Origin of the sequence: Cohnella sp. GCM10012308 (genome assembly GCF_042649185.1) — a bacterium.
In the GTDB taxonomy this organism is placed as follows: Bacteria; Bacillota; Bacilli; order Paenibacillales; family Paenibacillaceae; genus Cohnella.
Window position 1 is genome coordinate 263,727 of sequence record NZ_JBHRYU010000002.1, and the last position, 22,071, is coordinate 285,797.

The 22,071-nt window shown below is 61.2% G+C and carries 18 protein-coding genes; 3 read left to right on the forward strand and 15 right to left on the reverse strand.

Annotation, left to right across the window (positions count from 1 at the left end):
* Positions 1 to 66: 66 nt before the first annotated feature.
* The 11 genes from ACFOTD_RS04395 to ACFOTD_RS04445 all read right to left on the reverse strand — a co-directional run bounded on the left by ACFOTD_RS04395 (position 67) and on the right by ACFOTD_RS04445 (position 16,133).
* Positions 67 to 1,134 carry an ABC transporter substrate-binding protein gene (locus tag ACFOTD_RS04395; protein ID WP_378116106.1) on the reverse strand — a complete coding sequence of 356 codons (1,068 nt, stop codon included), beginning with the start codon at positions 1,132 to 1,134 and terminating at the stop codon, positions 67 to 69.
* Between the two features lie 89 nt (positions 1,135 to 1,223).
* Positions 1,224 to 2,882, reverse strand: a complete 1,659-nt coding sequence (locus tag ACFOTD_RS04400; protein ID WP_378116108.1) for a helix-turn-helix domain-containing protein — start codon at positions 2,880 to 2,882, stop codon at positions 1,224 to 1,226.
* A 125-nt stretch (positions 2,883 to 3,007) separates the two neighbouring features.
* Entirely contained in the window at positions 3,008 to 4,354 is a 1,347-nt protein-coding gene (locus tag ACFOTD_RS04405) for an MATE family efflux transporter (RefSeq protein ID WP_378116110.1), read from the reverse strand.
* Between the two features lie 318 nt (positions 4,355 to 4,672).
* A complete protein-coding gene (locus tag ACFOTD_RS04410) occupies positions 4,673 to 6,001 on the reverse strand; it encodes a glycoside hydrolase family 140 protein (protein ID WP_378116112.1) in 1,329 nt (442 codons plus the stop codon).
* Between the two features lie 46 nt (positions 6,002 to 6,047).
* Complete coding sequence (locus ACFOTD_RS04415; RefSeq protein ID WP_378116114.1) at positions 6,048 to 6,701, reverse strand: GntR family transcriptional regulator; 654 nt, start codon at positions 6,699 to 6,701, stop codon at positions 6,048 to 6,050.
* Between the two features lie 640 nt (positions 6,702 to 7,341).
* A complete protein-coding gene (locus tag ACFOTD_RS04420; protein ID WP_378116116.1) occupies positions 7,342 to 8,412 on the reverse strand; it encodes a Gfo/Idh/MocA family protein in 1,071 nt (356 codons plus the stop codon).
* A gap of 10 nt (positions 8,413 to 8,422) precedes the next feature.
* Positions 8,423 to 9,286: a phosphogluconate dehydrogenase C-terminal domain-containing protein gene (locus ACFOTD_RS04425; RefSeq protein ID WP_378116118.1), complete on the reverse strand. Its 864-nt coding sequence runs from the start codon at positions 9,284 to 9,286 to the stop codon at positions 8,423 to 8,425.
* A gap of 78 nt (positions 9,287 to 9,364) precedes the next feature.
* Positions 9,365 to 10,834 (reverse strand): four-carbon acid sugar kinase family protein, encoded by a 1,470-nt coding sequence (locus tag ACFOTD_RS04430; RefSeq protein WP_378116120.1) that lies wholly within the window; start codon positions 10,832 to 10,834, stop codon positions 9,365 to 9,367.
* Positions 10,835 to 10,838: 4 nt separating this feature from the next.
* A complete protein-coding gene (locus ACFOTD_RS04435; protein ID WP_378116122.1) occupies positions 10,839 to 12,125 on the reverse strand; it encodes a ribulose-bisphosphate carboxylase large subunit family protein in 1,287 nt (428 codons plus the stop codon).
* Between the two features lie 19 nt (positions 12,126 to 12,144).
* On the reverse strand, positions 12,145 to 14,061 hold the full coding sequence (locus ACFOTD_RS04440) for a D-apionate lactonase family protein (RefSeq protein WP_378116123.1): 1,917 nt from the start codon (positions 14,059 to 14,061) through the stop codon (positions 12,145 to 12,147).
* A gap of 176 nt (positions 14,062 to 14,237) precedes the next feature.
* Entirely contained in the window at positions 14,238 to 16,133 is a 1,896-nt protein-coding gene (locus ACFOTD_RS04445) for a PrkA family serine protein kinase (protein ID WP_378116125.1), read from the reverse strand.
* Positions 16,134 to 16,302: 169 nt separating this feature from the next.
* Here ACFOTD_RS04445 and ACFOTD_RS04450 point away from each other — a divergent pair, with 169 nt between their 5' ends.
* Both ACFOTD_RS04450 and ACFOTD_RS04455 read left to right on the forward strand, forming a co-directional pair.
* Positions 16,303 to 17,319: a DUF2161 family putative PD-(D/E)XK-type phosphodiesterase gene (locus ACFOTD_RS04450; RefSeq protein WP_378116127.1), complete on the forward strand. Its 1,017-nt coding sequence runs from the start codon at positions 16,303 to 16,305 to the stop codon at positions 17,317 to 17,319.
* Positions 17,316 to 17,624 (forward strand): Rieske (2Fe-2S) protein, encoded by a 309-nt coding sequence (locus tag ACFOTD_RS04455; protein ID WP_378116129.1) that lies wholly within the window; start codon positions 17,316 to 17,318, stop codon positions 17,622 to 17,624. The genes ACFOTD_RS04450 and ACFOTD_RS04455 overlap by 4 nt, the downstream gene beginning before the upstream one ends.
* 3 nt (positions 17,625 to 17,627) lie before the next feature.
* On the opposite strand, the gene ACFOTD_RS04460 is transcribed toward ACFOTD_RS04455, so the two are convergent.
* From ACFOTD_RS04460 to serC, 4 genes are all read right to left on the reverse strand, one after another.
* On the reverse strand, positions 17,628 to 18,749 hold the full coding sequence (locus ACFOTD_RS04460) for an aminotransferase class I/II-fold pyridoxal phosphate-dependent enzyme (RefSeq protein ID WP_378116131.1): 1,122 nt from the start codon (positions 18,747 to 18,749) through the stop codon (positions 17,628 to 17,630).
* Between the two features lie 497 nt (positions 18,750 to 19,246).
* Positions 19,247 to 19,489 (reverse strand): AbrB/MazE/SpoVT family DNA-binding domain-containing protein, encoded by a 243-nt coding sequence (locus ACFOTD_RS04465; protein ID WP_282907680.1) that lies wholly within the window; start codon positions 19,487 to 19,489, stop codon positions 19,247 to 19,249.
* A 158-nt stretch (positions 19,490 to 19,647) separates the two neighbouring features.
* On the reverse strand, positions 19,648 to 20,115 hold the full coding sequence (gene trmL, locus ACFOTD_RS04470; protein WP_378116134.1) for a tRNA (uridine(34)/cytosine(34)/5-carboxymethylaminomethyluridine(34)-2'-O)-methyltransferase TrmL: 468 nt from the start codon (positions 20,113 to 20,115) through the stop codon (positions 19,648 to 19,650).
* 111 nt (positions 20,116 to 20,226) lie between these two features.
* Positions 20,227 to 21,315, reverse strand: coding sequence for a 3-phosphoserine/phosphohydroxythreonine transaminase (serC, locus tag ACFOTD_RS04475; protein ID WP_378116136.1), 1,089 nt, complete (start codon positions 21,313 to 21,315; stop codon positions 20,227 to 20,229).
* Positions 21,316 to 21,441: 126 nt separating this feature from the next.
* Here serC and thpR point away from each other — a divergent pair, with 126 nt between their 5' ends.
* A complete protein-coding gene (gene thpR / locus ACFOTD_RS04480; RefSeq protein WP_378116138.1) occupies positions 21,442 to 22,071 on the forward strand; it encodes an RNA 2',3'-cyclic phosphodiesterase in 630 nt (209 codons plus the stop codon).

Below are 22,071 nucleotides of genomic sequence, written 5' to 3' on the forward strand. Positions count from 1 at the left end.
CGAAGCAGCTTTTGCGCTGCTTTGCCCGTGCCATTTTTGCTTCCTTTTTCCACGTACCGCATATCGTTAGGACGAAATTCCAAAAGCGCCCGTGATTTCGTCGATCACTTTGCCGAGACCGATCGGCCCGAAGCCAGCGAACCACAGATTGGCGTCACCGATATACACCCGATCGTTTTGGACCGCCTTAAGGCTCTTCCAGATCGGCGTATCCATGATGTGGTCAAGCGCCTCCTTGTTGTCCTGGCCCGGACGGAGAATAATGAACAGACGATCCGGATTCAGCTCCGGCAGCAGCTCCTCCGAGATCGCTACGTTCCAGGAGCCTTTGAAGTCGATGCCTTCGACAGAGGCCGGCGTCAGGCCGAGCGCACCGAACAGCGTGAAGTTGTCGGACGGCTGGATGAGCTGAAGCTGCTTGTCCTGCACGCGCATGTAAGCGACCGTCTCGCCCGGCGCAACTTTGGCGAGCTCGTCACGCGCTTTGGCGACTTTGGCGTCGTATTGCGCCTTGATCTCGTCAGCCTTGGCCTCCAAGCCCAGTATGGCGGCGGTGTCGCGGAATCGCTGCCAGTCGTCTTCATTCTCGTTGTCGAACAGAATCGTCGGCGCGATCTTCGACAATTGGTCGTAGCCCGCTTCGTTCATCGTCTTGGAGGCGAGGATCAGATCCGGCTTCGCTTCAAGAAGCTTCTCCAGGTTGGGCGCCTCGCCGGAACCGACCGCGATCGTGTCGGGCATCCCATCCGCCAGATACGACGGGAAGCCGAGGTCATTGTAGGTCACCATGGCCATAGGCTCGATGCCGAGCGCCAGCAGATGATCGGCAAACACGTACAGCATGCCTGCGATTCGTTTCGGTTCGGCGGGTACGGTGACGTCCCCCATTACGGTCGAGACGACGCGCGTCGCCCCGGCCGCCTCCGAAGCTGCCGGCGATGCATCCGTCTGCGGCGCAGCTTCCGGCGATGCCGCCGCGCTTGCAGATTGCGACGCGTTATTGGCGTTTGCTCCGTTTGCTCCGTTTGCTCCGTTGCTTCCGCAAGCCGCAAGCATGCCTGCCAACAGCAGTCCCGATAAGAGCGCCGTGCTTCGCTTCAAAAGCGGCGCGATCATTCGTCCATTTGTAAACACTTCGTGCACCCACCCTTTTTGATTTTGATAATCATTATCACTAAATCATTATAGGCGGGCCTTGCCCGGCACACCATGGACATGCGTGATCAACGCATGGAGGATCGGCTCATCAATCCTACCGCCATTCTGCGCAAAAAGCGTTCGTGAGACAGCGAAGAGTAGCAGGCGTACGCCTGCGAACCGCCAAGATCGTACACGCGGTCTGTGCGCGCGGCCTTCAGCGCGGCAAGAGCGGAACGTGTCCCGGGCGCGCGCAGCAGCGTGGCACGAACGCGCGCATCGTCGGAAGAAAACAGCAGCAGATGGTCGATGTCGCAAGCTGCAAGCCGTTCGGGCGAGAGCAGCGCGGAATGGGACACGTTCGCCAGCTCCTTGGGTTTGGTCAATCCGAGATCGCGGTAGAGGACGGTTCCCAAATTGCGATCGCCGAACAGCCGGAACTTCCCGTCTTCGAGCTGCGCCACCGCCACGGTCTCTTCGCCGATCCGGTCACGGAGCGATCGCCGCGCGCCGGAGGCGAGCGCTTCATACTTCGCCAACCATCGCTCGGCCTCTTCCATGCGACCGACCGCGCGCGCGATCGTCATCAGATGCTCCCGCCACTCTCCGCCGAATCCGACCGTGCACGTCTGCGCGATGCGGCTGAAAAACGCGGCTTTGTCAGGTTCCTCGTAGTCCTCGCTCTGAAACCCTATGATCAGCTCCGGCTGCGCGCCGACGAGCCGGTCGAGATCGGGCTGCAGGCGTCCGACGCCGATGACGCCTTCCCATTCCGGAGCCGGCGGCAGCGCATACGGCACGAGCGCCGCATGCGGACGAATGCCCAGCGCGAGCAGATGGTCCGTGTACGGATACGCCACAGACGCGATGCGCGCCGTGGATCGCCGCAGACTTTTGGCGAAGCCGACCGGAGATACGCCTTTGACGGACTTGAATTTGCGGCTGAAGTAAAATTCGTCCTGAAAGCCGACTTCGTGCGCCGTCTCGCGAATCGTGCGGCCCGGACGCTGCAGTAGCTCGGCTGCTTGCCCGATGCGGGCATCATTCAGGTACTCCATCGGAGCCCGGCCCGTCTCCTGCTTGAACAGACGGGAAAAATGGGCGACGCTCATGCCGGCCTGCCTGGCCAGCGCCTCCCGCGTCAGCGGACGCGCGAGATTCGCTTTTATGTATGCGATGGCGGCGCGAATGGCCTCGCGCCCGTCGGTCTGGAGAGATGCTTCCTCTCGCTCCCGTCCGGGAGAAACGGAAGCGACGAGAGAGCCGGGAGCGCCTGCTTCCGCCTCGGCCGAGGCTCGCAAAACGGCCAGGATGCAAGCCTGGAATCGGACATTCGCTTCCATCCGGCCAAGCGCATCGCCAGACCAACCCTCGATCGCCGCCTGCGCCAGCGAGGCGGCGGCAGGCGGCAGCGCGATCCGGCTAACGCCTGTAGCAGGAGCGCGAAGGACGAGCCTCCCGTCACCGAGCTCCGCATAGCTGTCGAATTCCAATACGGCGCACGCAAGCGCACGGTTCTCTTCGCTCCTTTCGAGCCGCCAGGACACGCCTGCCGGCAAAACAAGCGCTTCAATCTGGCCGAGCCGATAATTGATGCCGTCGATTACGACGGCGCCCTCGCCCTTCGTTGGGACCAGAAGCGTCAGCCGCCCGGAGGCTCGCGCTGCGAACGCCATAGGCCCGAACGGAGAGACGACGGACGCTGCATGCTTCAGCCTATATAGGTGTTCGGGCGTGATCTCCATCGATTTTGCGCTCCTCTTGATGTCTAGTTGCAAGCTTCTTTAAATTATAGCCGCAGGCCGCCCCGCAGGCTATAAAAGAAGAGCCTGGGGGCGGCCTGCGGCCAAATCGATGATAAACGCGAACGTTAACCGTGCGCTTCTTTTAGCCTTACCGCATGCCAGTCCGTCCGGTAATAACGCACGGCCACGGTCGTGCCGAGGACGGTCAAGAACGTATACAGCGCGAGCCACGCGCCCATGCTGCCCCAGTCCGCCACCTGCACGAACAAGTACGTAAGCGGCACGAACAGCAGGAAGCTGAGCGCGAGCGACGCCCGCATCAGGAACGTCGTATCGCCGATGCCGCGCAGACCGCCCGCATAGAAATTGTACAGTCCGTCGAATATCTGAAGATAAGCCGATACCTGGATGAGATGCGCCGCCGTCCCGTACACGAGCGGATCGTGGCTGAACATCCGCGCGATCGGAACCGCCCAGATCAGCTCCGCCGTCCCGAGCAGCAGGAGGAACACGCTCCCCAGCACGGCCGTATCCGTCCCCGCCTTCCTCGCGAGGAGCGGCTTGCCGCGCCCGATCTCCTGGCCGACGAGGATCGTCGCCGTCGATCCGAAGGCGAACGCCGGCATAAAGCCGAACGACATGATGTTAAGCGCTACCTCGTTGGCCGCGAGCGCCGCGTCCCCGAGCCGGGCGACGAAGATCGTGAAGATGTACATCGACACGCTCATCGAAAATTCCATCAGGCCGAGCTTGCCGCTCTCCTGGGCGACGAGCCGCAGCTCCCGCCAGTCGGGCTTCGGTACGGCGCGCGTCGCGAACTTGCGGTGCATCGGACCGTAGAAAACGATGAGGCACAGCAGGAGCTGGATCGCTTCCCCGATGAGAATCGCCCATCCTGCGCCCTCGACGCCAAGTTCCGGCAAGCCCATGGCACCGTTGACGAATCCGTAGGTCAATCCGATCATAATCAGGTTGGAGACGATCGCCACGATCATCGAGATGCGGGTATTGCCGACGCCGCGGAAGAAGCCGTGGAACACGAAGCTGACGATGCCGAACGCCATCGCGTAGAAACGCAGCTCGAGATAGTCGGCCCCCGTAGCGACGACGCTGTCGGAACCGCCCGTGAGGGCGAGCACGCCCTCGCTGGCCAGCCAGCCCGCGAGTACGATAAGCGCGCCGATGCCGGCGCTCGCGATCAACGCCAGATACGTCCGGCCGATCCCCTTGCGCATCTCTCCCGCCCCGTAGTTTTGCGCGACAAGATAGTTGACCGTGTGCCCGATGCCGGAGAACAGCGCGAACACGTTGTACATGATAATATTGGAGACGCCGACGACGGCGATGACGACGACGCCCAGGTGCCCGACCATGATCAGGTTGACGGTGCCGGTAACCGTCTGCGTAGCGAACGCGAACAGCGACGGAAGCGCGAGCATCATGATTTGAAGCCAGTTGCGGAATAAGGGCATGAAGATATGAACCTCTTTTGTCAGAAGATATGAACCTCTTTAGTCAGATGTTCATCTAGTCTGCATCAGGCCTTGGCGTAAGTCAATGGTCTCAAACGACTCTTTGCATCGCTTAAACGTTCAACGTGAGGCGCGCCGACGCCTTCGGCCGATCGCTTCTGAGCGGCACGGTGTAGGTCGGCTTGACGGAATGGCCCGCGGCGGCGCGTCCGCACGCCCCGGCGCCGGATCGATGACGATCGCATGCGCCGCTCCCTGACCGCACGCATCCGTTATATCCAGCTCGACCGATGACTGACCATTCGCGCATACCGCCGATCATTCATAGTCCAGACATAAAATCCAGTCATTGCCTCTTCCGCGGGACGGCGGCGTGAAGGTCCGGGCATCTTCTCTATCGTATGCTCCTATGAAGGTGACGCTCCCCGAACGCGGGCAATACCAGGAGGCCTTTACGCGCTCGCCGGGGATCTGAGATAGCTTGGCTCGCACGGGCAATCCGTTCGGAGAGTAGATCAGTCCGTAACCCGGCCCGCTCGTAGCCGTCATATAGTTGGAGCCCGTGTAATTGTCCGCGATGAGCGACTGATCCGGCACGCGTCGGGCGAGGTCCCGCGATTCCATCAGCGTACGCAGATGCCGCATCTGCCCGGCGCCCGGACGGTGCAGCGCCTCCTGCCAGCTCATGATGAAAAACGCGCCGGGCGCGTCGAACTCGACGGAATCGTAGGCGCCGCCGCTCATCGACCAGACAGAATGATGGCCGTACGTATGGCCGAAGCCGCCTGCGAATACCGCATAGTAAGCGGCTTGTCGCACGTCTGCCTCGTCGAAGTACCCGTTGTCGGCGTTGAATCCGCGCGGAATGTCTTCATAACAAGGCTCCGCATCGAATGTCGGCTTCGCTGGAAACTTGGCGTAATCGTTCTGCACGAGCTTGTAATTCGCACGCTCCCCGACGTCATGCGAAGACTGGATCATATTGAAGTCCAGCCACGGCTCGTCATGGACATGCAGCGACGACGAGATTCCCCCGCTCGGATGGAAAGTGCGAAGATGTCGTCCCTCGTCGCCCTCGGCGAGGCCCTGAGCCAGCCGGTTCGTAATCTCGAAGTGCCGCCGTGTATGCAGCGGACGGTCGCCTCCAAGCACCCATATGACGTTCACCGTGTCTTTGTATCGCGCGCCGAGCCAGCGTCCGTAAGCATAGGCATTGTCCGGCGTGAAGATCTCCGGCCCTTTGCCCCACATCAGGTTGAATTTGTCTCCCCAGGTCGGCAGCAGCGCAATGTAAACGCCCAGCTCAGCGGCCATGCGGACGATGAAGTCGACATGGTCCCAATATGAATATTCGCCTGCCGTGTCCGGCTGCGACGGATCGGGCGATCCGTCGCCGAGGACGGTCAGCGGCTTGCGGCCGTAGGCATTGTCCGTCGTGACCCCCTCGAACTCGGCCAGCGCGACCGCCTGCACCACATTAAACGATTGTGCCGCTCTCGTCCGCAAATACAGCTCCGCTTCCTCGCGGTTCAGCTTGTGGAACAGCTCCCAGGCGGTATCCCCCAGCCAGAAGAAGGGCTTCCCGTCCGCCTTCGTCAAGATCCGTCCGTTCTCGCCGACTCGCAGCGCTTGCATCGCTGTGCTCATCCTTTAATATCCTCCCGACATGCCGCCGACGCGGCACCGTTCCCTGTTAGTTGGTCAATACGCCTTTGCCGAACGCCAGATGTTCCTGAATAAGCCGCCGGCACAGACCGGCGTCGCCGCCTGCCAGCGCGCGATAGATGTCAAGATGGTCCTGATAAGCGGCCTGCATACGGTTGGGCACCCTGCGGATAATCCGGAGCGCGAAGCGGTACAGATGCGCCTGATACATCGTCATCACCGCATGAATCTCGGCGTTGCCCGATAATGAGCTCAGGAGCAGATGAAATTCGGAGTCCGCTCTCGTGAAGCCCGTCTCGTCTTCTTCGTCCGCGGTCCGCTTCTGCAGCTCAAGATTCTGCTCAAGCAAGGCGGCCTCCTGCGGCTTGAGATGTCCGGCCAACTGCTCGCATATATACAGCTCGAGCACCATGCGCAATTCAAAGATGTCCCGAACCTTGTCGATCGCCAGATCCTTGACGAGGATGCCCTGCTTGGGCGATACCTGTACGAACCCTTCGGATTCCAGCCGGTCGAGCGCCGACTTGATCGGCGTCTTGCTCATGCCGAGAAAATCGATCAGCTTGCGCTCCGACAAGAAAGCGCCCGGCTGAAATGTCTCGTTTAAAATGGCCTCGTGAATCTGCCTGTAGGCACGTTCCTTCATTAGCTCAGCCGGTTTTTGTACGTGTGAATCGGTCACTGAAAATCAACCGCCCTTGTGCGTGGTCTCATTGCAACCTTAGTTTAACAGACGGGTCGGATCCAGAAGCATTCGATGCCGCGAAGATCGGGGCGCAAGGCGCGATAGCGGAACTCATTTCCGCTATGCTTCCCCAAGCCTCAGCCTCATGGCACGATAGCGGAACTTATTTCCGCTATGTCTGCCCAAGCCGCACCCTCATGGCAAGATAGCGGAACTCATTTCCGCTAGAACTTCACTAGCCACGGCCACAAGGCACGGTAGCGGAACTTATTTCCGTTATGTCTGCCCAAGCCGCACCCTCATGGCAAGATAGCGGAACTCATTTCCACTAGAACTTCACTAGCCACGGCCACAAGGCACGGTAGCGGAACTTATTTCCGCTAGGCCTACACTAGCCACGGCCCTAAGGCACGATAGCGGCAGACTTTGCCGCTATGCCTGCCCATGCCGCGGCCCCGAGACGCGATAGCGGCACGCTTTGCCGCTATGCCTACTATGCCGCGGCCCCGAGACGCGATAGCGGCACGCTTTGCCGCTATGCCTACTATGCCGCGGCCCCGAGACGCGATAGCGGCACGCTTTTCCGCTATGCCTACTATGCCGCGGCCCCGAGACGCGATAGCGGCACGCTTTTCCGCTATGCCTGCCCTATCGGCGCCCGCGTGGCCGGATCGAGAACGGCTTCATGCCGCTCCGCGCTCCGATATACCGCAAAGATCAGATTTAACGTCTTCAGATTGTCCTCGCCGCTCGTCTGGAAGGGATGCCCGTCGTTCAGTCGGTCGATAAAATGCGATTGGAGCCTGAAATGGCTCTCCGCATGATCCAGCTCCGTTCGCTCGGCCACGAAGGTCTCCGCGCCGTTCGAGTCGATCAGGGTGATTTTACCGTCCATATACAGCTTTATCGTGCCCCGCTCGCCTTCGATGACGATCTGCTCGCGATGCTCGGCCCGCACTTGCTCCGAGGGAGGACCGTCCAGCTCCCGCCGGGTTGCCCAGCTCATATCCATGACGACATAAGCGTCGTCGTAGCCGAGCGTGACGATGCCCGAATCTTCGCCCGCGATATGCGGGCTGATCCGGAGCGTCTCCGCGTACAGCCGCCTCGGATCGCCGAAGAAGAAGCGGAGGGTGTCGAACCAGTGCGCGCCCATTTCGTAAAAGAGAAGCCTCGGCATGTCGCGGAAAAAGGGCTGTGGCAGCGGAACCCCCGGCGCCATCCGGGAGGTATAGTAGTCCGTATGAATGTACCTGCCGACCTGAGGCCGGCCGATCGTCCCTTCATCCAGCACCCGCTTGATGACTTGATTCGGCTCCAGCCAACGCCAGTTCTCTGTCACCATCAGCCGTACGCCGCATTCCGCGGCGATCCGAACCATCTCCTCGGCTTCCTCCGGCGAGGAAGCGAACGGCTTCTGGCACATGATATGCTTGCCCGCGCGCGCGGCGCGGGTGACCAGTTCGAGATGCGTCTCCGGGCCGGTGACGATATCCACGACATTCACGTCGTCGCGGGCGAAAAAGTCGTCCAGACTCGTGTACAGCGATGAAGCCGGAACGCCGAATTCCGCGCCCCGCAACTCCAATTTCCCCCGGCTTCTATTGCACAAGGCAGCGATCTCTACGCCGGGAATCCGCCGCCAAGCCGCAAGATGGTTCACGGACCAATAACCGGTGCCGATCAATCCGACCTTCCACATCGACATCGCGCTCCTCTCAGTTTTGCCCCGCGATCGCGTCCAGCTTTTCCGGGTGCAGCATCACGTCGATCTGCTCGCGCACCAGCTCCGGATCGAACAAGCGCTCCCAGCCATCCTTAAGCCAGTAGCGGCGTCCGTATTCCATCGCGACAAGACATGCGTCGGAGAAGGGGTTACCCGCTTCGCCGAAGGCGATCGCCAGCTCGATCTGGATATGGCCGAGCATAAAATCCCGCGCTGCCTCCTGCGGCACGCCGCGGCGGACCGCCTCGTCCATCGCCTGCCGCAGGAACATCGCAGACGCCGCTCCGATCGTCTCCGCCATCGTCGGCTCGAGCATCGCCATCTGCTCCACCGTGATGCGGTGCACGCGCAGGATCGGCGCATACATCTCGCGGACGATCGCTTCGCCAAGCCCATAATGCGCTTCCGGTCCCTGCATCAACGCGCAGACGATCGCCTGCCTGGCATGGATGCCGCCAAAGTAATCCTTGCGCGCGGCCGGCTCGGTCTCGTCGTTGAATACGGGCGGATGGCACGGGTGAGCCACATAATAGGTCACGTCGTCCCTTTCCGGCAGATGTCCCATGTAAGCCGCTGCCGGATCAAGCACGATCAGCATGGCGCCGGCCTTCATCAGCGGCACGACGGCAGCGGATACTTGCCCGATGGCGACGTCCGGTACGGCAAGGATGATCGCGTCCGCCGCCTGCACGGCCTCGTCCTGAGGCGTCGCGGAGAGACCGCGCGCGTTCAGGTTCTCAAGTCCCCGTTCGCTGATCTCCACGTATTTCATAGCGTAGGCGCCGTTTTTCAGATTGTCCGTAATCCGGCAGCCCATCTTCCCGCCGGCCCCGATTAGCGCGATTGTCGTTGTCATCAGACACACTCCTTGGATTAAAAGATCGATAAAGCCATATGAATGAATCGCGCCGGACCGATAGCCGGTCTCCTCCGCCTATCTGCCCTGCAGCACGCGGACAAAATAATCTTCCTTGCCCACCTGGCCGCCCTTGAGCGCCAGCTCGACGCCGTCGAAGCGATCGTCCTTGGCATAGCCCCGGCACAGCGGTCCGCCCGGCGCGAGCGGCATCAAGCATTCGAGCGCATAAATGCCGAGTTCTCTCATGACGAAACCCGACGTATCCCCGCCCGCCACCAAAAATCGCGACAGCCGGTTGTCCGCGACGACTTCGCGGGTCAGCCGTCCGAGCTGCTCGCCGATCAACTTGCCTGTGTCGGCCGCCGCATGGCCGGTCCCCGCCAGCTTCTCCCTTGTCGCGCAGATGGCCAGATCCTCGGCCCCAAGCGCCGTGTACAGCAGCGGGCTGCGGCCTTCGCGCAGCAGCGCATTGGCCTCCCCGGTCAATCTGCGCCGCTCCTGCTCCGCCGTTGCCGGGTCGACGAGCTTCTCCGCCTGAATCGGCACGGGCGCGAATCCCGCGGCGATCGCGTACCGGATCTGCGACTCCGTCGCCGGCGAGCAGCTCCCCGAGACGACCAGCAAGCGGTCGACGGCGCCTCGCGGCTGCAGCATCGCCGTATCGGGAGCGGCGAGACCGGTCTCCCGCCAATGCGCGGCGAGCGCATATTCCACGCCGGACGATCCGACGACGACACGATTGCCGCCTTGCCCGGCCGCTTCCCAGATCAGTTCGCCGGCTCGCTTGAGTCGTTCTTCGTCGAGCACGTCGTACAGGAGGATGTCGGGACGCTCGGCCAGCCGCTCCGCCAGCCTGCTTCGGACGCGCGCCCCGTCTCCGGCCAGGTCCAATATATCCATCAGGCCGATCGACTTGTCCGTCTGCCGCGACAGATGGACGCGCAGATCGGCTTCGTCCATCGGCGTGACCGGGTGGCGGGACATCGTCGGATGCAGGTCAAGACGATACGTCTGCGCGCCTACGCCGGCAAAGTGATTGCCGAAGACGGTGTAGCGTCTAAGCTCGGGAACGCCAACCAGCAGCGGCACGCAGCGCTGTTCCGGGCAGACCGCCGATGCGAGCTCGATCGCCCGTCCGATGCTGCCGACCTCCGGGGACGAATCGAAGGTCGAGCATATTTTGTAATGAACGAGCGGAGTCGGGATCGCCCGCAGCCGCTCGAAGATCGGCTCCAGCTCCCGCTGCATCTCGGCCGGGCTCATCGCCCGGCTCACGCCCGCCACGCCGAAGGCCCGGACGTCCGGAAACTCTGCGGCGAGCGCCTCCGGTGTCGGCGGCTCCAGGAACAGCACCGTCCGCACGCCATTCAGCGCCAGCGCCTCCATCACGTCCGTCGACCCCGTGAAGTCGTCCCCGTAGAAAGAAAGCAACAGACCGGCTGCCTGATGGCGCTCCTGCTCCCGTGCCTGCTCCTGCTCCTGCTCCTGCTCCTGCTCCTGCTCCTGCTCCTGCTCCTGCTCCCTATCTAGTTTGCGTTCAATCATCGCCCTAGCCCTCTTTCTTGGCCCGCGCGACCTGCAGTCCGCCGAATTTGTCGAGCGCCCGCCGCAGCTCCGGGTGCGAAGCGGCATAGTCTTCGGCGCTCACGCCCTGCCTGGCCGCTTCCCAAGCCTGCCTCATGCTGCGCACGCCCGCAGCCGGTCCGTCCGGATGCGCCATGATGCCGCCGCCGGCCACGTTGAGCAGATCCACGGTGCCGAGCGCCCGGTAGGTCTCCGCGGCCGTAACCGCCGATTGGCCCGAGGACAGCACCGGCACCGCTTCGTAGCCGCCGAGCAGCGGCTCGCGGATCGCCTCGACCGAACGAATGACCGACGCGTTGCTCTCGTAAAACTTGCTGTTCAGCGCGTTGACGTGCAGATGGTCGGCCCCTGCGAGCCGGCACAGCTTCTGATACGCGGGGAACGCCATGCCGAGCATCGGATGCCGGGTCATCATGCCCCATTGATTGCGGTGGCCGTGAATCGGCAGCTGGCTATAACGGTTCAGCTCGGCCAGTCCGGCAAGCCCGATGCTCTGAATGCTGACCATGACGCAGGTGCCGCCGGCCTCAAGCACGAGATCGTGCCGGCGCCGCAGTTCGTCGATGTCGCCTGTAATGTTAAAGGCATACATCGTCTTGCGGCCCGTTAGGTCCGCGACGCGCTCGATCTCCTCCATGACGGCCTTCACCTTGCGGTCGAACGGCGCGAACAACGGGCTGGCGTTCAGCTCGTCGTCCTTGATAAAGTCCAATCCAGCCTCGGCCAACCCGCGTACGGTCGCGCCGAGCTCCTCGATCGTTAGCCCGATGCTCGGCTTCACGATCGTGCCGATAATCGGGCCGTCGTGCACGCCCGCCAGCCTGCGCGTTCCCGACATCCCGAATTTGGGACCCGGATAAGCGGCTGCGAATTCGTCCGGCAAGGTCAGATCGGTCAAGCGGAGCCCCGAAAATTCCTGCAGTTCGTACAGGTTGCCGGCGACCGTCGCCATCAGGTTCGGAATGGACGGGCCAAAGTTGGCGTACGGAAAATCGAGCACCACCTCGCAGCGGTAATAGTCTCCGTTATGACCGGCCGGCACGGTGGCGCCAGGCAGCGACGGCTCGCGAACGGTCTCCAGCTGCCGGACGGAGACGATCCTGGCGGCGCTGCGCGCCTTCACCTCGTCCGTCTCGCCCGGCACGGCAACGAAGGTGCCGGTCGACTGCTCGCCCGCCATAATGGATGCTGCACGCTGCGGATCGTGAGGCGTTTCTATTAAATAAGTCGCGCGGACATAAGATTGCTGCACCCGCGATTCACCTTCTTTCCTAAGTATCGATAGCGCTGCTTTTCTCAAAATCAAGACAAATGCAACCGTAAGGCGCCAGTATTCTGCGAACATGGTCATGACGGTCACGCTCATCCGCCGAAGGCTGTTCCGCCATCGCTTCGACAGGCGCCGGACCGTGTTCTCCGGCAGCATCGGCTTCATACGAGCCGTACGAAGCTTCGGACCGGAGCGCATACGACGCTCCCGCGTCGATCTTCACGGATCGCGGCGCAGCCGTCGTATTGGACAGCAGCACCCGCAGCCCGCCGTCGGTCGCCCGTACCGCCAGAACGGCGACGTCTTCGGCCGAGCGGCTCGCGGACAGCACGTCGGCGCCCTGCATCCGCATCAGGTCCCGCAATAAGAAGTACAGCGGACTTGCCTTGCCGCCGCATACCGATCCGAGCGGTCCCGACGTCTCGAAATAGGTGAGCGCGCGCACCGCCGGCACGCACAGCGCAGAGACGCTGGCAAGGGTCCAGGCCGCGCCGAACGCCCCGTGCTGTCTGGCGTCCGTCCGGTCCGCGAGCGGAATCGCTCCGCCGCCGCTCGTCGCGTTCGGATTGAGACGCGGCTTGAAGGTGATCGGCCCGATGCAGAGCGGCTTACCGGACTTGGCGGCGGCGTCGAGCGCCGTCTCCCGCTGCGCGGCCGGCGTCTCCATCAGGGAACGATCGTCGAAGGCATGGACTTGCGGATTGATCGTATAAGCGGCCAGCTCCATATCCGTCAGCGGCAGCGCCGCGCGATTGAACTCCGCATAATAAGCGCGCGTGCCGCCGCCGACGGGCAGCGACAGACCCGCAGCCGCAAGCGCTTCCCGGACACCTCGCATCGTAGCCGCGTCCGACGTGAACGCGCCGGCCGCATACGGCAGCAGTCGCAAGACCGGCATCGGCCGCCCTCTCCCGTTGTCCGCGAGCAGCGAAGCGAGCTCCGGCAACCGCTCCCTGTTGTCGTCCAGCAGCAGCTCCAGCGCCAGTCCGCAGCCGTATCCGGCAGCAGCCGCAGCCGCCGCTTCCAACCTGGCGCGCCAACCGGCATCGCCCAGGTCGAGCGATACGTGCAGGTGTGCAGGCCGCAGCCGTTCCAGCCATGCGGCAGACCCGGCATCCGGCGCCTCCTCCGCCAGCGCAACCCCGATGTCGGGCAGGCGGCACGCAGCCGCCCCGTCTGCTTCGATCCGGACGGACGAGTCCGGCACCGGATCGCCGTTGCCGGCCCAAACGCTGCGCAGCCGATCAGCCGCTGCGCCGCCTGCAATCCCGGTCTCTGCAACCTGAATGACGACGGATTGCCTCAAGCGCTGTCCCGTCTCCACGGGGACCGGGAAGGGAAGCTCCAGCGGCGTACAATAGGTTTTATATGAGGCATCCGTCCAATTCCGCTGGTCCTCCATTTCGAACAGATCCCCGCTGAACGTCGTATCCACGCGCAGGCCGGGGACCGGCTCGTATTCGATTCCCTGCATCGCCTTGTACGGCTGATGCGGCGAGATCGCGTTCGGAAAAGCGCCGTGCACGATCCCCCCTTCCGTCCGGATGACGGCCGGCAAGCCGGCGAATGTCATCGGGTGCAAAAGGCAAAACCCAATCCGGTTTTTCATAAACGACCGTTGGGCGACGCCGTCGAAGTCGAAGCGCAGCCGATCCGCGCGCATCGAGATGACGCCGCTCCACTCGAAGTCGATATCGCCTTGCGTATGACGGCTGACAAAACTTAGCGACCATTCGTCCGCGGATTTCGTGGAGCGAACGTCTCTTAAGCGCGGCTCGACGGTCCCCCAATTCGGATCCCTTACCGCCGCATACAAGCCGCGTACGATCTCCGTGCCGCCATACGCAATCCCGCGCAATCCGCCGTCCTCGAACGCGGCTTGCATCGGCCCCATTTGCAAAAAAGCGGAAGGCTTCACTTCGGCCCCACCTTTTGATTCAATTTAATATCTATCTTAGATCTTAGTTAGATCATAGTGGCTTCGCACGAATCCGTCAACAGCACTTTTCACATCCTTCGCATTGATCAGAGGGCAAAAAAAATCCTGCCGGAGGCAGGATCGGCGATGCAGTATGAAGATGGCGGGCGATGCGATCAGCGGTTCAGCAGGCTTCCGACGTAACGCAGCAGCTCGTTGGCGCTGGCCGTCGTATAGCCGTGCTCCTCGACTAGGCGGTTGATGACCTCGTTGATGCGCTTGAGTTGATTTTCGTCAGGCGTCTTGGTGGAGGTGGTGATCTTGACGATATCCTTGAGGTCGGCGAACAGCTTTTTCTCGATCGCCTCGCGCAAGCGCTCATGCGTGCTGTAGTCGAATTTGCGCCCTTTGCGCGAGTAGGCGGAGATGCGAATGAGAATCTCTTCGCGGAACGCCTTTTTCGCGTTTTCGGAAATGCCGATCTGCTCCTCGATAGAGCGCATGAGGCGCTCGTCGGGATCCATCGATTCGCCAGTCAGCGGATCCTTGATTTTTTGCCAGTTGCAGTAGGCTTCGATATTGTCAAGGTAGTTCTCGAACAAGGTGCGCGCCGATTCCTCGAACGAATAGACGAATGCCTTCTGCACCTCTTTTTTCGCCAGAGCGTCGTATTCCTTGCGCGCGACGGAGATGAAGCCTAAGTACCGCTCGCGTTCCTCCTTCGTGATCGAAGGATGCTGGTCGAGCCCGTCCTTGAGCGCGCGCAGCACGTCGAGGGCGTTGATGTACTCCTGGTCCTGTTTTATCAGCGCGCTGGAAATGCGGTTAATGACGTAGCGCGGGTCGATGCCCGACATGCCCTCGTCGTTGAACTCGTTTTGCATTTCCTTGAGGTCCGCGTCCTTGAAGCCTTCGACCTCTTCGCCGTCGTAGAGCCGCATCTTTTTAACCAGATCCATGCCCTGCTTCTTGGATTCCTTGAGCCGCGTCAAAATGCTGAAGATGGCGGCGGCCCGCAGCGCGTGCGGCGCGATATGGATGTGGCTCATGTCCGACTGCCCGATGAGCTTGGCGTAGATTTTCTCCTCGTCGCTCACGCGCAAGTTGTACGGTACGGGCATGACGATCATCCGCGACTGCAGCGCTTCGTTTTTCTTGTTGGCGATAAACGTCTTGTACTCGGATTCGTTCGTATGCGCCACGATGAGCTCGTCGGCGCTGATCAGCGCGAACCGGCCCGCTTTGAAGTTGCCTTCCTGCGTCAGTGAGAGCAGATTCCACAGGAATTTCTCGTCGCACTTCAGCATCTCCTGAAATTCCATCAGGCCGCGGTTCGCTTTGTTGAGTTCGCCGTCGAACCGGTAGGCGCGCGGATCGGACTCCGAGCCGAATTCCGTGATCGTCGAAAAGTCGATGCTGCCCGTCAGGTCCGCAATGTCCTGCGACTTGGGGTCGGACGGGCTGAACGTGCCGATGCCGGTCCGCGTATCCTCGGACAGAAATACGCGCTCGACCGGGAAGGACTCGATGTCTCCGCCGTATTCGCTGCGCAGCCGGAGCGCGCAGGACGGGCAGAGGTTGCCCTCGATGCGGACGCTCAGCTCTTTTTCAAAATCGGGCCGCAGCTCGTTGGGCACCAGGTGAAGCGGCTCCTCGTGCATCGGGCAGCCTTGCAGCGCGAACACAGCGCCTCTTGCCGTCCTCGAATATTGCTCCAGCCCTCTTTTCAGCAGCGTGACGATCGTGGACTTGCCTCCGCTTACCGGCCCCATCAGGAGCAGGATCCGCTTGCGGACGTCGAGCCTTCTGGCCGCGGAGTGAAAATACTCTTCGACCAGCCGCTCGAGCGTACGGTCGAGGCCGTAAATGTCGTTTTCAAAAAACTTGTATTTCTTGACGCCGTTCTGCTCTTCCACACCGTGGGAGACGATCATGTCGTATACCCTGGAATGCGCGGTCATCGCAGGTACGGGGTCGTTCTTCAGCAAATCGATATAATCGCGAAATGATCCCGTCCACGTCAACCTCTCGCTAGCAGTCCGGTACTCGGCGAGCCGCTTGAAGATGTCCATGCCGCTATCCTCCCTGTCTCATACGTCTCTCTATCGGTGTGCCCATTCATCGTCTTCGCAACGTACTCTATACCTATGCGGGGAGGTGGACGAATTTGCCCCGAAAACGGGATGAAAATAAATGACCGTGCTATAATGTTTGAATCAAGCGGCGAACGGGGGAAGCGGCGTGGCGGTCAAATACGAGACGGAGCTTTATCCTGCGCTCAAAGCGTTCTGGACGGCGAGAGGCTATGAGGTCAAGGCGGAGATTAAAGGCTGCGACCTGGTCGCGCTCCGGCAAGACGATTCGCTGCCCGTCATCGTCGAGATGAAAAAAACGTTTACCCTCGCCTTGCTGCTCCAAGGCCTGGAGCGACAGCGCACGGGCGCCGCCGTCTGGCTGGCCGTCGAGCGCAACCGGGTCAAGAAGGGCGCGCACAACCAGCGCTTCGGCGAGATCTCGGATCTGTGCCGCAGGCTCTCCCTCGGCTTCATGACGGTCACTTTCTATAAAACCAAGGCGCCGGTCATCGAGGTATGGTGCGAGATCGGCAGTCCGCCCGCCGGCGGCATGCCGACTGGAGGCATATCGACTGGAGGCATACCCGCTGCAGGAGTCGCGGCCGCTGTCGCCGAGGTCGGCGCCGAGCGCTACGCAGCTGCCGCCGCCCCGCTCCTCCCGGTCGCCGTGCCGACGGCCAGATCCGGCGGCCGGCGCAAGGGCGCCGCCAAGCTGCTCAAGGAATTCGCCGGACGCAGCGGCGATTACAATGTCGGCGGCAGCAACAAGCGCAAGCTCGTCACGGCCTACAGGGAGCGCGCGCTCCAGTGCGCGCTGGCGCTCCGCTGCTCGGACGCGCCTGCGCTCGCGCCCAGGCAGGTCGGCGCGCTTACCGGGGTCGCCGATCCGGGACAGCTGCTGCGCAGCAACTACTACGGCTGGTTCGCCAAGGCGGGCCGCGGCTTGTATGCGTTAACGCCCGCCGGTCATGACGCGTTGCTTGAGTATGGCGAAGCGGTATCGTACTGGAAGACCCGGTTCCCGTGGGCCGCAGCCGCTGCCGTTGCCGCAAGTGCCGCAGACGCCCCAGATGCCGATGTGCGAACGGACGCCGGCGCGGTCGCTTCCGAAGCTGAAGAAGCCATGAATGCCGACGCTCTTGAATCGGCTAACTTATATATAGAGGAGTTGCAGCGTAGATGACTGATTCACGCATTCTGCTCGGCCCCGCGGAGATGTTTACCGGAGAGCCTCTATCGTTGGAGCTGGACGGCACGCCTTACTGGCTGACGAAGGACGAGGAAGGGCGCATGCTGCTCCTTCTCTCTTATTGCCCGCACGCCGGCGGAGAGGTGCTGCTTGCCGACGGCGATTTCTACTGTCCGCTCCACTACTGGACGTTCGACGGACGCTCGGGCGCGTGTACGAACCGCGGCGACGAACGCCTCATGCGCCGCGACGTCGAGCTCGTCGACGGCCTGTTATTCGCTTGCGGCTCCGATTACTAAGCTTCAACCCGATCTTCCCGTAAAAGCCTCGATCGTCAGGCGCAACCGCTTGACGCCCTCCGATATTTCCCGCTCATCCGAATGGACCGGCGTCAGACGCAGCCGCGACCGGTCCGCGGCCGTGGCATAGTAACCTGCCCCCGGCTGGAACAGCACGCCTTCGAGCCAGGCCGCCTTCAGCAGCGGCTCGCCCTCCAATCCGTCCGGCAGCTTGAGCCAGGCATGGCTTCCCGCTTCGGGCTGCTTGCAGATCAATCCCGGAATTCCCGCTTGCGCGATTCGCTCCGCCAGCAAGTCGTGCCGCGTCCGATAGATGAACCTTAAGGTCTCGAGCGCGGGGATCGGAGACGACTCGCTCCAATAGCGGAGCAGCGCGTCGCGATCGTCCAGCGCATCCCGCTCCCGGTCCGGCCTTCTCGCAGGGGGAATTGGCATGAACGCCGGATCGGACGCTGTCCATCCCGTCCATTGGAGCCAGCCGAAGCGCATGCCCGATACGAGCCCGGACGGCAAGCCGCCGATGATCGCGGCCGGTCCTGTTTCTACTCCCGCGGCCAGGTTCGCCGTCCAATCGCATGTCAGGCTTTGTCGCTCGTCGAGGACGAGCGCTACGCCGGCTTGCGCGCACAGTCTCAGCAGAGCGGCGCGCCGCTCGTCGCTCCACCTGCAGCCCGCCGGGTCCGAGCAGGTCAGGGATACATAGACGGCGCGCGGCTTGACGGCGGCGATGGCGTCAGACAGCGCTTCGGGATCCATGCCTTCGTTGCTGCCCGGCACCTCGAAAACGGCGGCGCCGGCCCGGGCGAACAATTGCAATGCCGTGCGGCTCGTAGGGCGCTCGACCAGAATAGAATCTCCCGGCTGCAGCAGCGTCTTCGTCGTCAATCTGAGCGCCTCGTCCGCATCGTCTGTAAGGAGCCATTGTCCCGGGTCGTCCGCAGGCTGCCAATACGGACCGAGCTGGCCCGACAATACCAGCGAGGCGAGCCGTTTTTCCGTCTCCTGCCGGCGCAGTCTGTACGCGATCGCTTCCGCGGCCGCGACGGACGACGCCTGGCGCTTTTCCTGCCACTCTGCTTCAGCCAGCAAACCGTCGGCAGGCCAGCCGCCCATCCAATTGATCATGGCCCCCATCTCCAATCGCTTCCGAGCGCTCGCGCGCCGGGCGTTTTGCCCACGATACAGTGTATGCTGCGCGAACGCCGTTTTTTGCGTTTTCTTTTTGGGCGGGCTTGGTTATAATAGAGGAAGTTTAGTGGAGGTGTCGAACATGTTATTCGGTATGAGCGACAAGTTCTGGATCGTCATGCTTGTATTCGCGATGTTCATTACGGCGATGCTGACTGCTTCTTACAACGAGGACAAGACCAAAGGTCTCTAATCCCCGATTAGGACAGGCATCCGCCTTAAGCTTCGCGAAGCGGCAAGACCCCCAAGACCATTCCGCGCGAGCGGCTGTCCTGGGGGTCTTTTAATGCAGAGAAATCTTTTAATGCAGAGGAGCCTCGTAACGAATAAGTACCTGTTGCTTATACGCGCCCTATAACGAATAAGAGCCGTTTCCGGGCCGGCAGACGATACCGGTCGGGAAAGGCTCTCGCTAACGGTCATGGAATTGTAGATTAGAGCGTGTTCATTTCCTTCAGGCAGGCGCCGCAAACATGGCGTTCCTTGTATTCGGTGACGTTCTCCATGGACGAACAGAATACGCACCGCGGACGATAACGCTCCAGAATAATATGATCTCCCTGCACCAGAATCTCTACGGGATCTCCTTCATTCATCTGATAACGCTTCCGCAGCGATTTCGGCAGCACGATCCGGCCGAGTTGGTCCACTTTTCTTACGACACCAGCAGGCTTCAAAGCAGTCCTCTCCATTCTTTCGGTATTCATAACAAGTGCGGATTATGCCCAAGTCTTAACCTTAGGTTCGCTAACTTCCTCGACAATCCCTGCAAAAAATAGATTTTGCTTAAAATAATGCAAGAATCTTGCCGATTTATGTCGAAAAAATTAGGATTTTAGCCTTCCAAACCGGGAAAACCGGTTTGCCTCAGCGCTTCGTAAACGACGATCGCCGCGGAGTTGGCCAGATTAAGCGACCGGACTTTGTCCGTCATCGGCATCCGGATGCTCTGTCCGGGGTTTTCGTCGAGGAGCGCTTGGGGTAATCCCTTGGTTTCTTTGCCGAAGACGAACAAGTCGCCGTCTCTGTATTGCAGTTCGCTGTAGCGGCGGGCGCTGCGGGTGCTGGCGTAGAAAAAACGGCCTTCGGGGAAGGCGCTCCGGACCTCTGCGAACGAATCGTAATACGTAATGTTGACGGCATACCAATAATCGAGACCCGCTCGCTTTAGCACCTTGTCGTCGGTCGAGAAGCCAAGCGGACGCACCAGATGCAGATGCGTGCCGGTCGCGGCGCATGTGCGGGCGATATTACCGGTATTGGCGGGGATCTCGGGCTCGACGAGTACGATATGAAAAGGCATTTCGTTGCCTCCTTTGGCAATTGTCGTTAAACGATGCGAAAAAACCGCGGCGAGCGCCGCGGTTAATCCATTCCGGCCTGTTATGCATGCGTCGGCTGCAGCCGGTCGAACCTAACCGTTGGTGCGGGCGAATTCGCCCATGAAGTCCACGAGCGCCTTGACGCTGTTCAGCGGTACGGCGTTGTAGATCGATGCGCGCAGGCCGCCGACGTCGCGATGGCCTTTCAGTCCGATAAAGCCCGCGGCTTCGGAGTCCTTCACGAACTTCTTCTCCAGCTCTTCGCTGCCAAGGCGGAAGGTGACGTTCATGATTGAACGGCTGTCCGGGTTTGCGAAGCCTTTGTAAAAACCGCCGCTCGCGTCGATCGTCGAATAGATGAGATTCGCTTTTTCGCGATTCAGCTGCTCGACGCCTGCGGCGCCGCCTTGCGTCTTCACCCAATGCAAAACTTGGTTGGCCATGTAGATGGCGAATGAAGGCGGGGTATTATAAAGAGAGCCGCTCTTGGCATGCGTATCGTAACGAAGCATCGTCGGGACGGTCATCGACGGCGCGCCGACCAGGTCATCGCGAACGATGACGATCGTGACTCCGGACGGTCCTAGATTTTTTTGCGCGCCGGCATAAATAAGTCCGAAACGAGATACGTCGACCGGCCGGCACAAAATATCGCTGGACATGTCCGCGACGAGCGTCACGTCTCCCGTATCCGGATATTCGGCCCACTGCGTCCCTTCGATCGTCTCGTTCGAAGTCAGATGCACATAAGCGGCGTTGTCCGGCACGTTAAGCTCGCTAAGGGACGGAATCCGCTTGTAGGCATCCGCCTCGGAGGAAGCCGCGATCGCGACTTCGCCGAACAGCTTCGCTTCCTTGATCGCCTTGGTCGCCCAGCTGCCGGTAGCGACGTAAGCGGCTACCTTGTCCGGCTTAAGCAGGTTCATCGGAACCATCGCGAACTGCGTGCTGGCGCCGCCTTGAACGAGCAGTACCTTGTAGCCTTTGGGCACGCCCATCAGCTCCCGCACCAGCTGCTCCGTTTCATTATGTACACGTTCGTAAATGGCGCCGCGGTGGGACATCTCCATCAGCGACATGCCGCTGTTTTCAAAATCGACGAATTGCTCCTGCGCCCGCTGCAGAACCTCTAAGGGCAAAGCGGCCGGACCCGCGTTAAAGTTGTACGCACGATTGGACATTTCATTTCCCACCTTGTAGTCGTTTCATCTTCAAACATCATAACAAAGCTGCTTCAGGTGTTCAACCGCTTTAAAGGGCAAAAGGATGACAAAACAGAAAATTCCCGAACGAACCAGGAGGACCTTATGGAAAACTTTCGTCTTTTCCTAGGAATTGTACTCCCGCAGCCTATCGAAAGCGCACTGGGCAGCATATCCCAAGGAATGAAGTCCGCGCTATCTTATCGAAAATGGACCCATCCTGCCGATTATCATATCACGCTTCATTACCTGGGCAATACGCCGCAGGACAAGCTTCCCGATATCCGGATCGCAGCCATCGAAGCCGTCGGGCAAACGGAGCCGCCCCGATTGGCGCTCTCCGCGCCGGGCACCTTCGGTCCCCCATCCGCGCCGCGCGTGCTCTGGTGCGGCATTGAACAATCGAACGAGGACAATGCGGTCGCCGGCAGTCAGGAAGCGGATCCTGCCGTCTCTCCGCTGCAGGAGCTTCACCGGCTGCTCGGCGAACGACTGCGGGAACGAATCGGCTACGAACCAGAGGCCAGACCTTATCATCCGCATATTACGCTCGCCCGCAGCTGCGAAGGAGAACGCTGCGCGAAGGAATCGATCCAGGAAATATGGCAGGCTTCGGCTTCTCGCGAGGAAGGTCTGCACGCCGTCTGGCCAGGGGACGCGGTCACGATCTTCCGTTCTCATCTCGGACGTTCGCCTTCCTACGAGCGGCTCGATACGATCCCGTTTCCCGGGTAA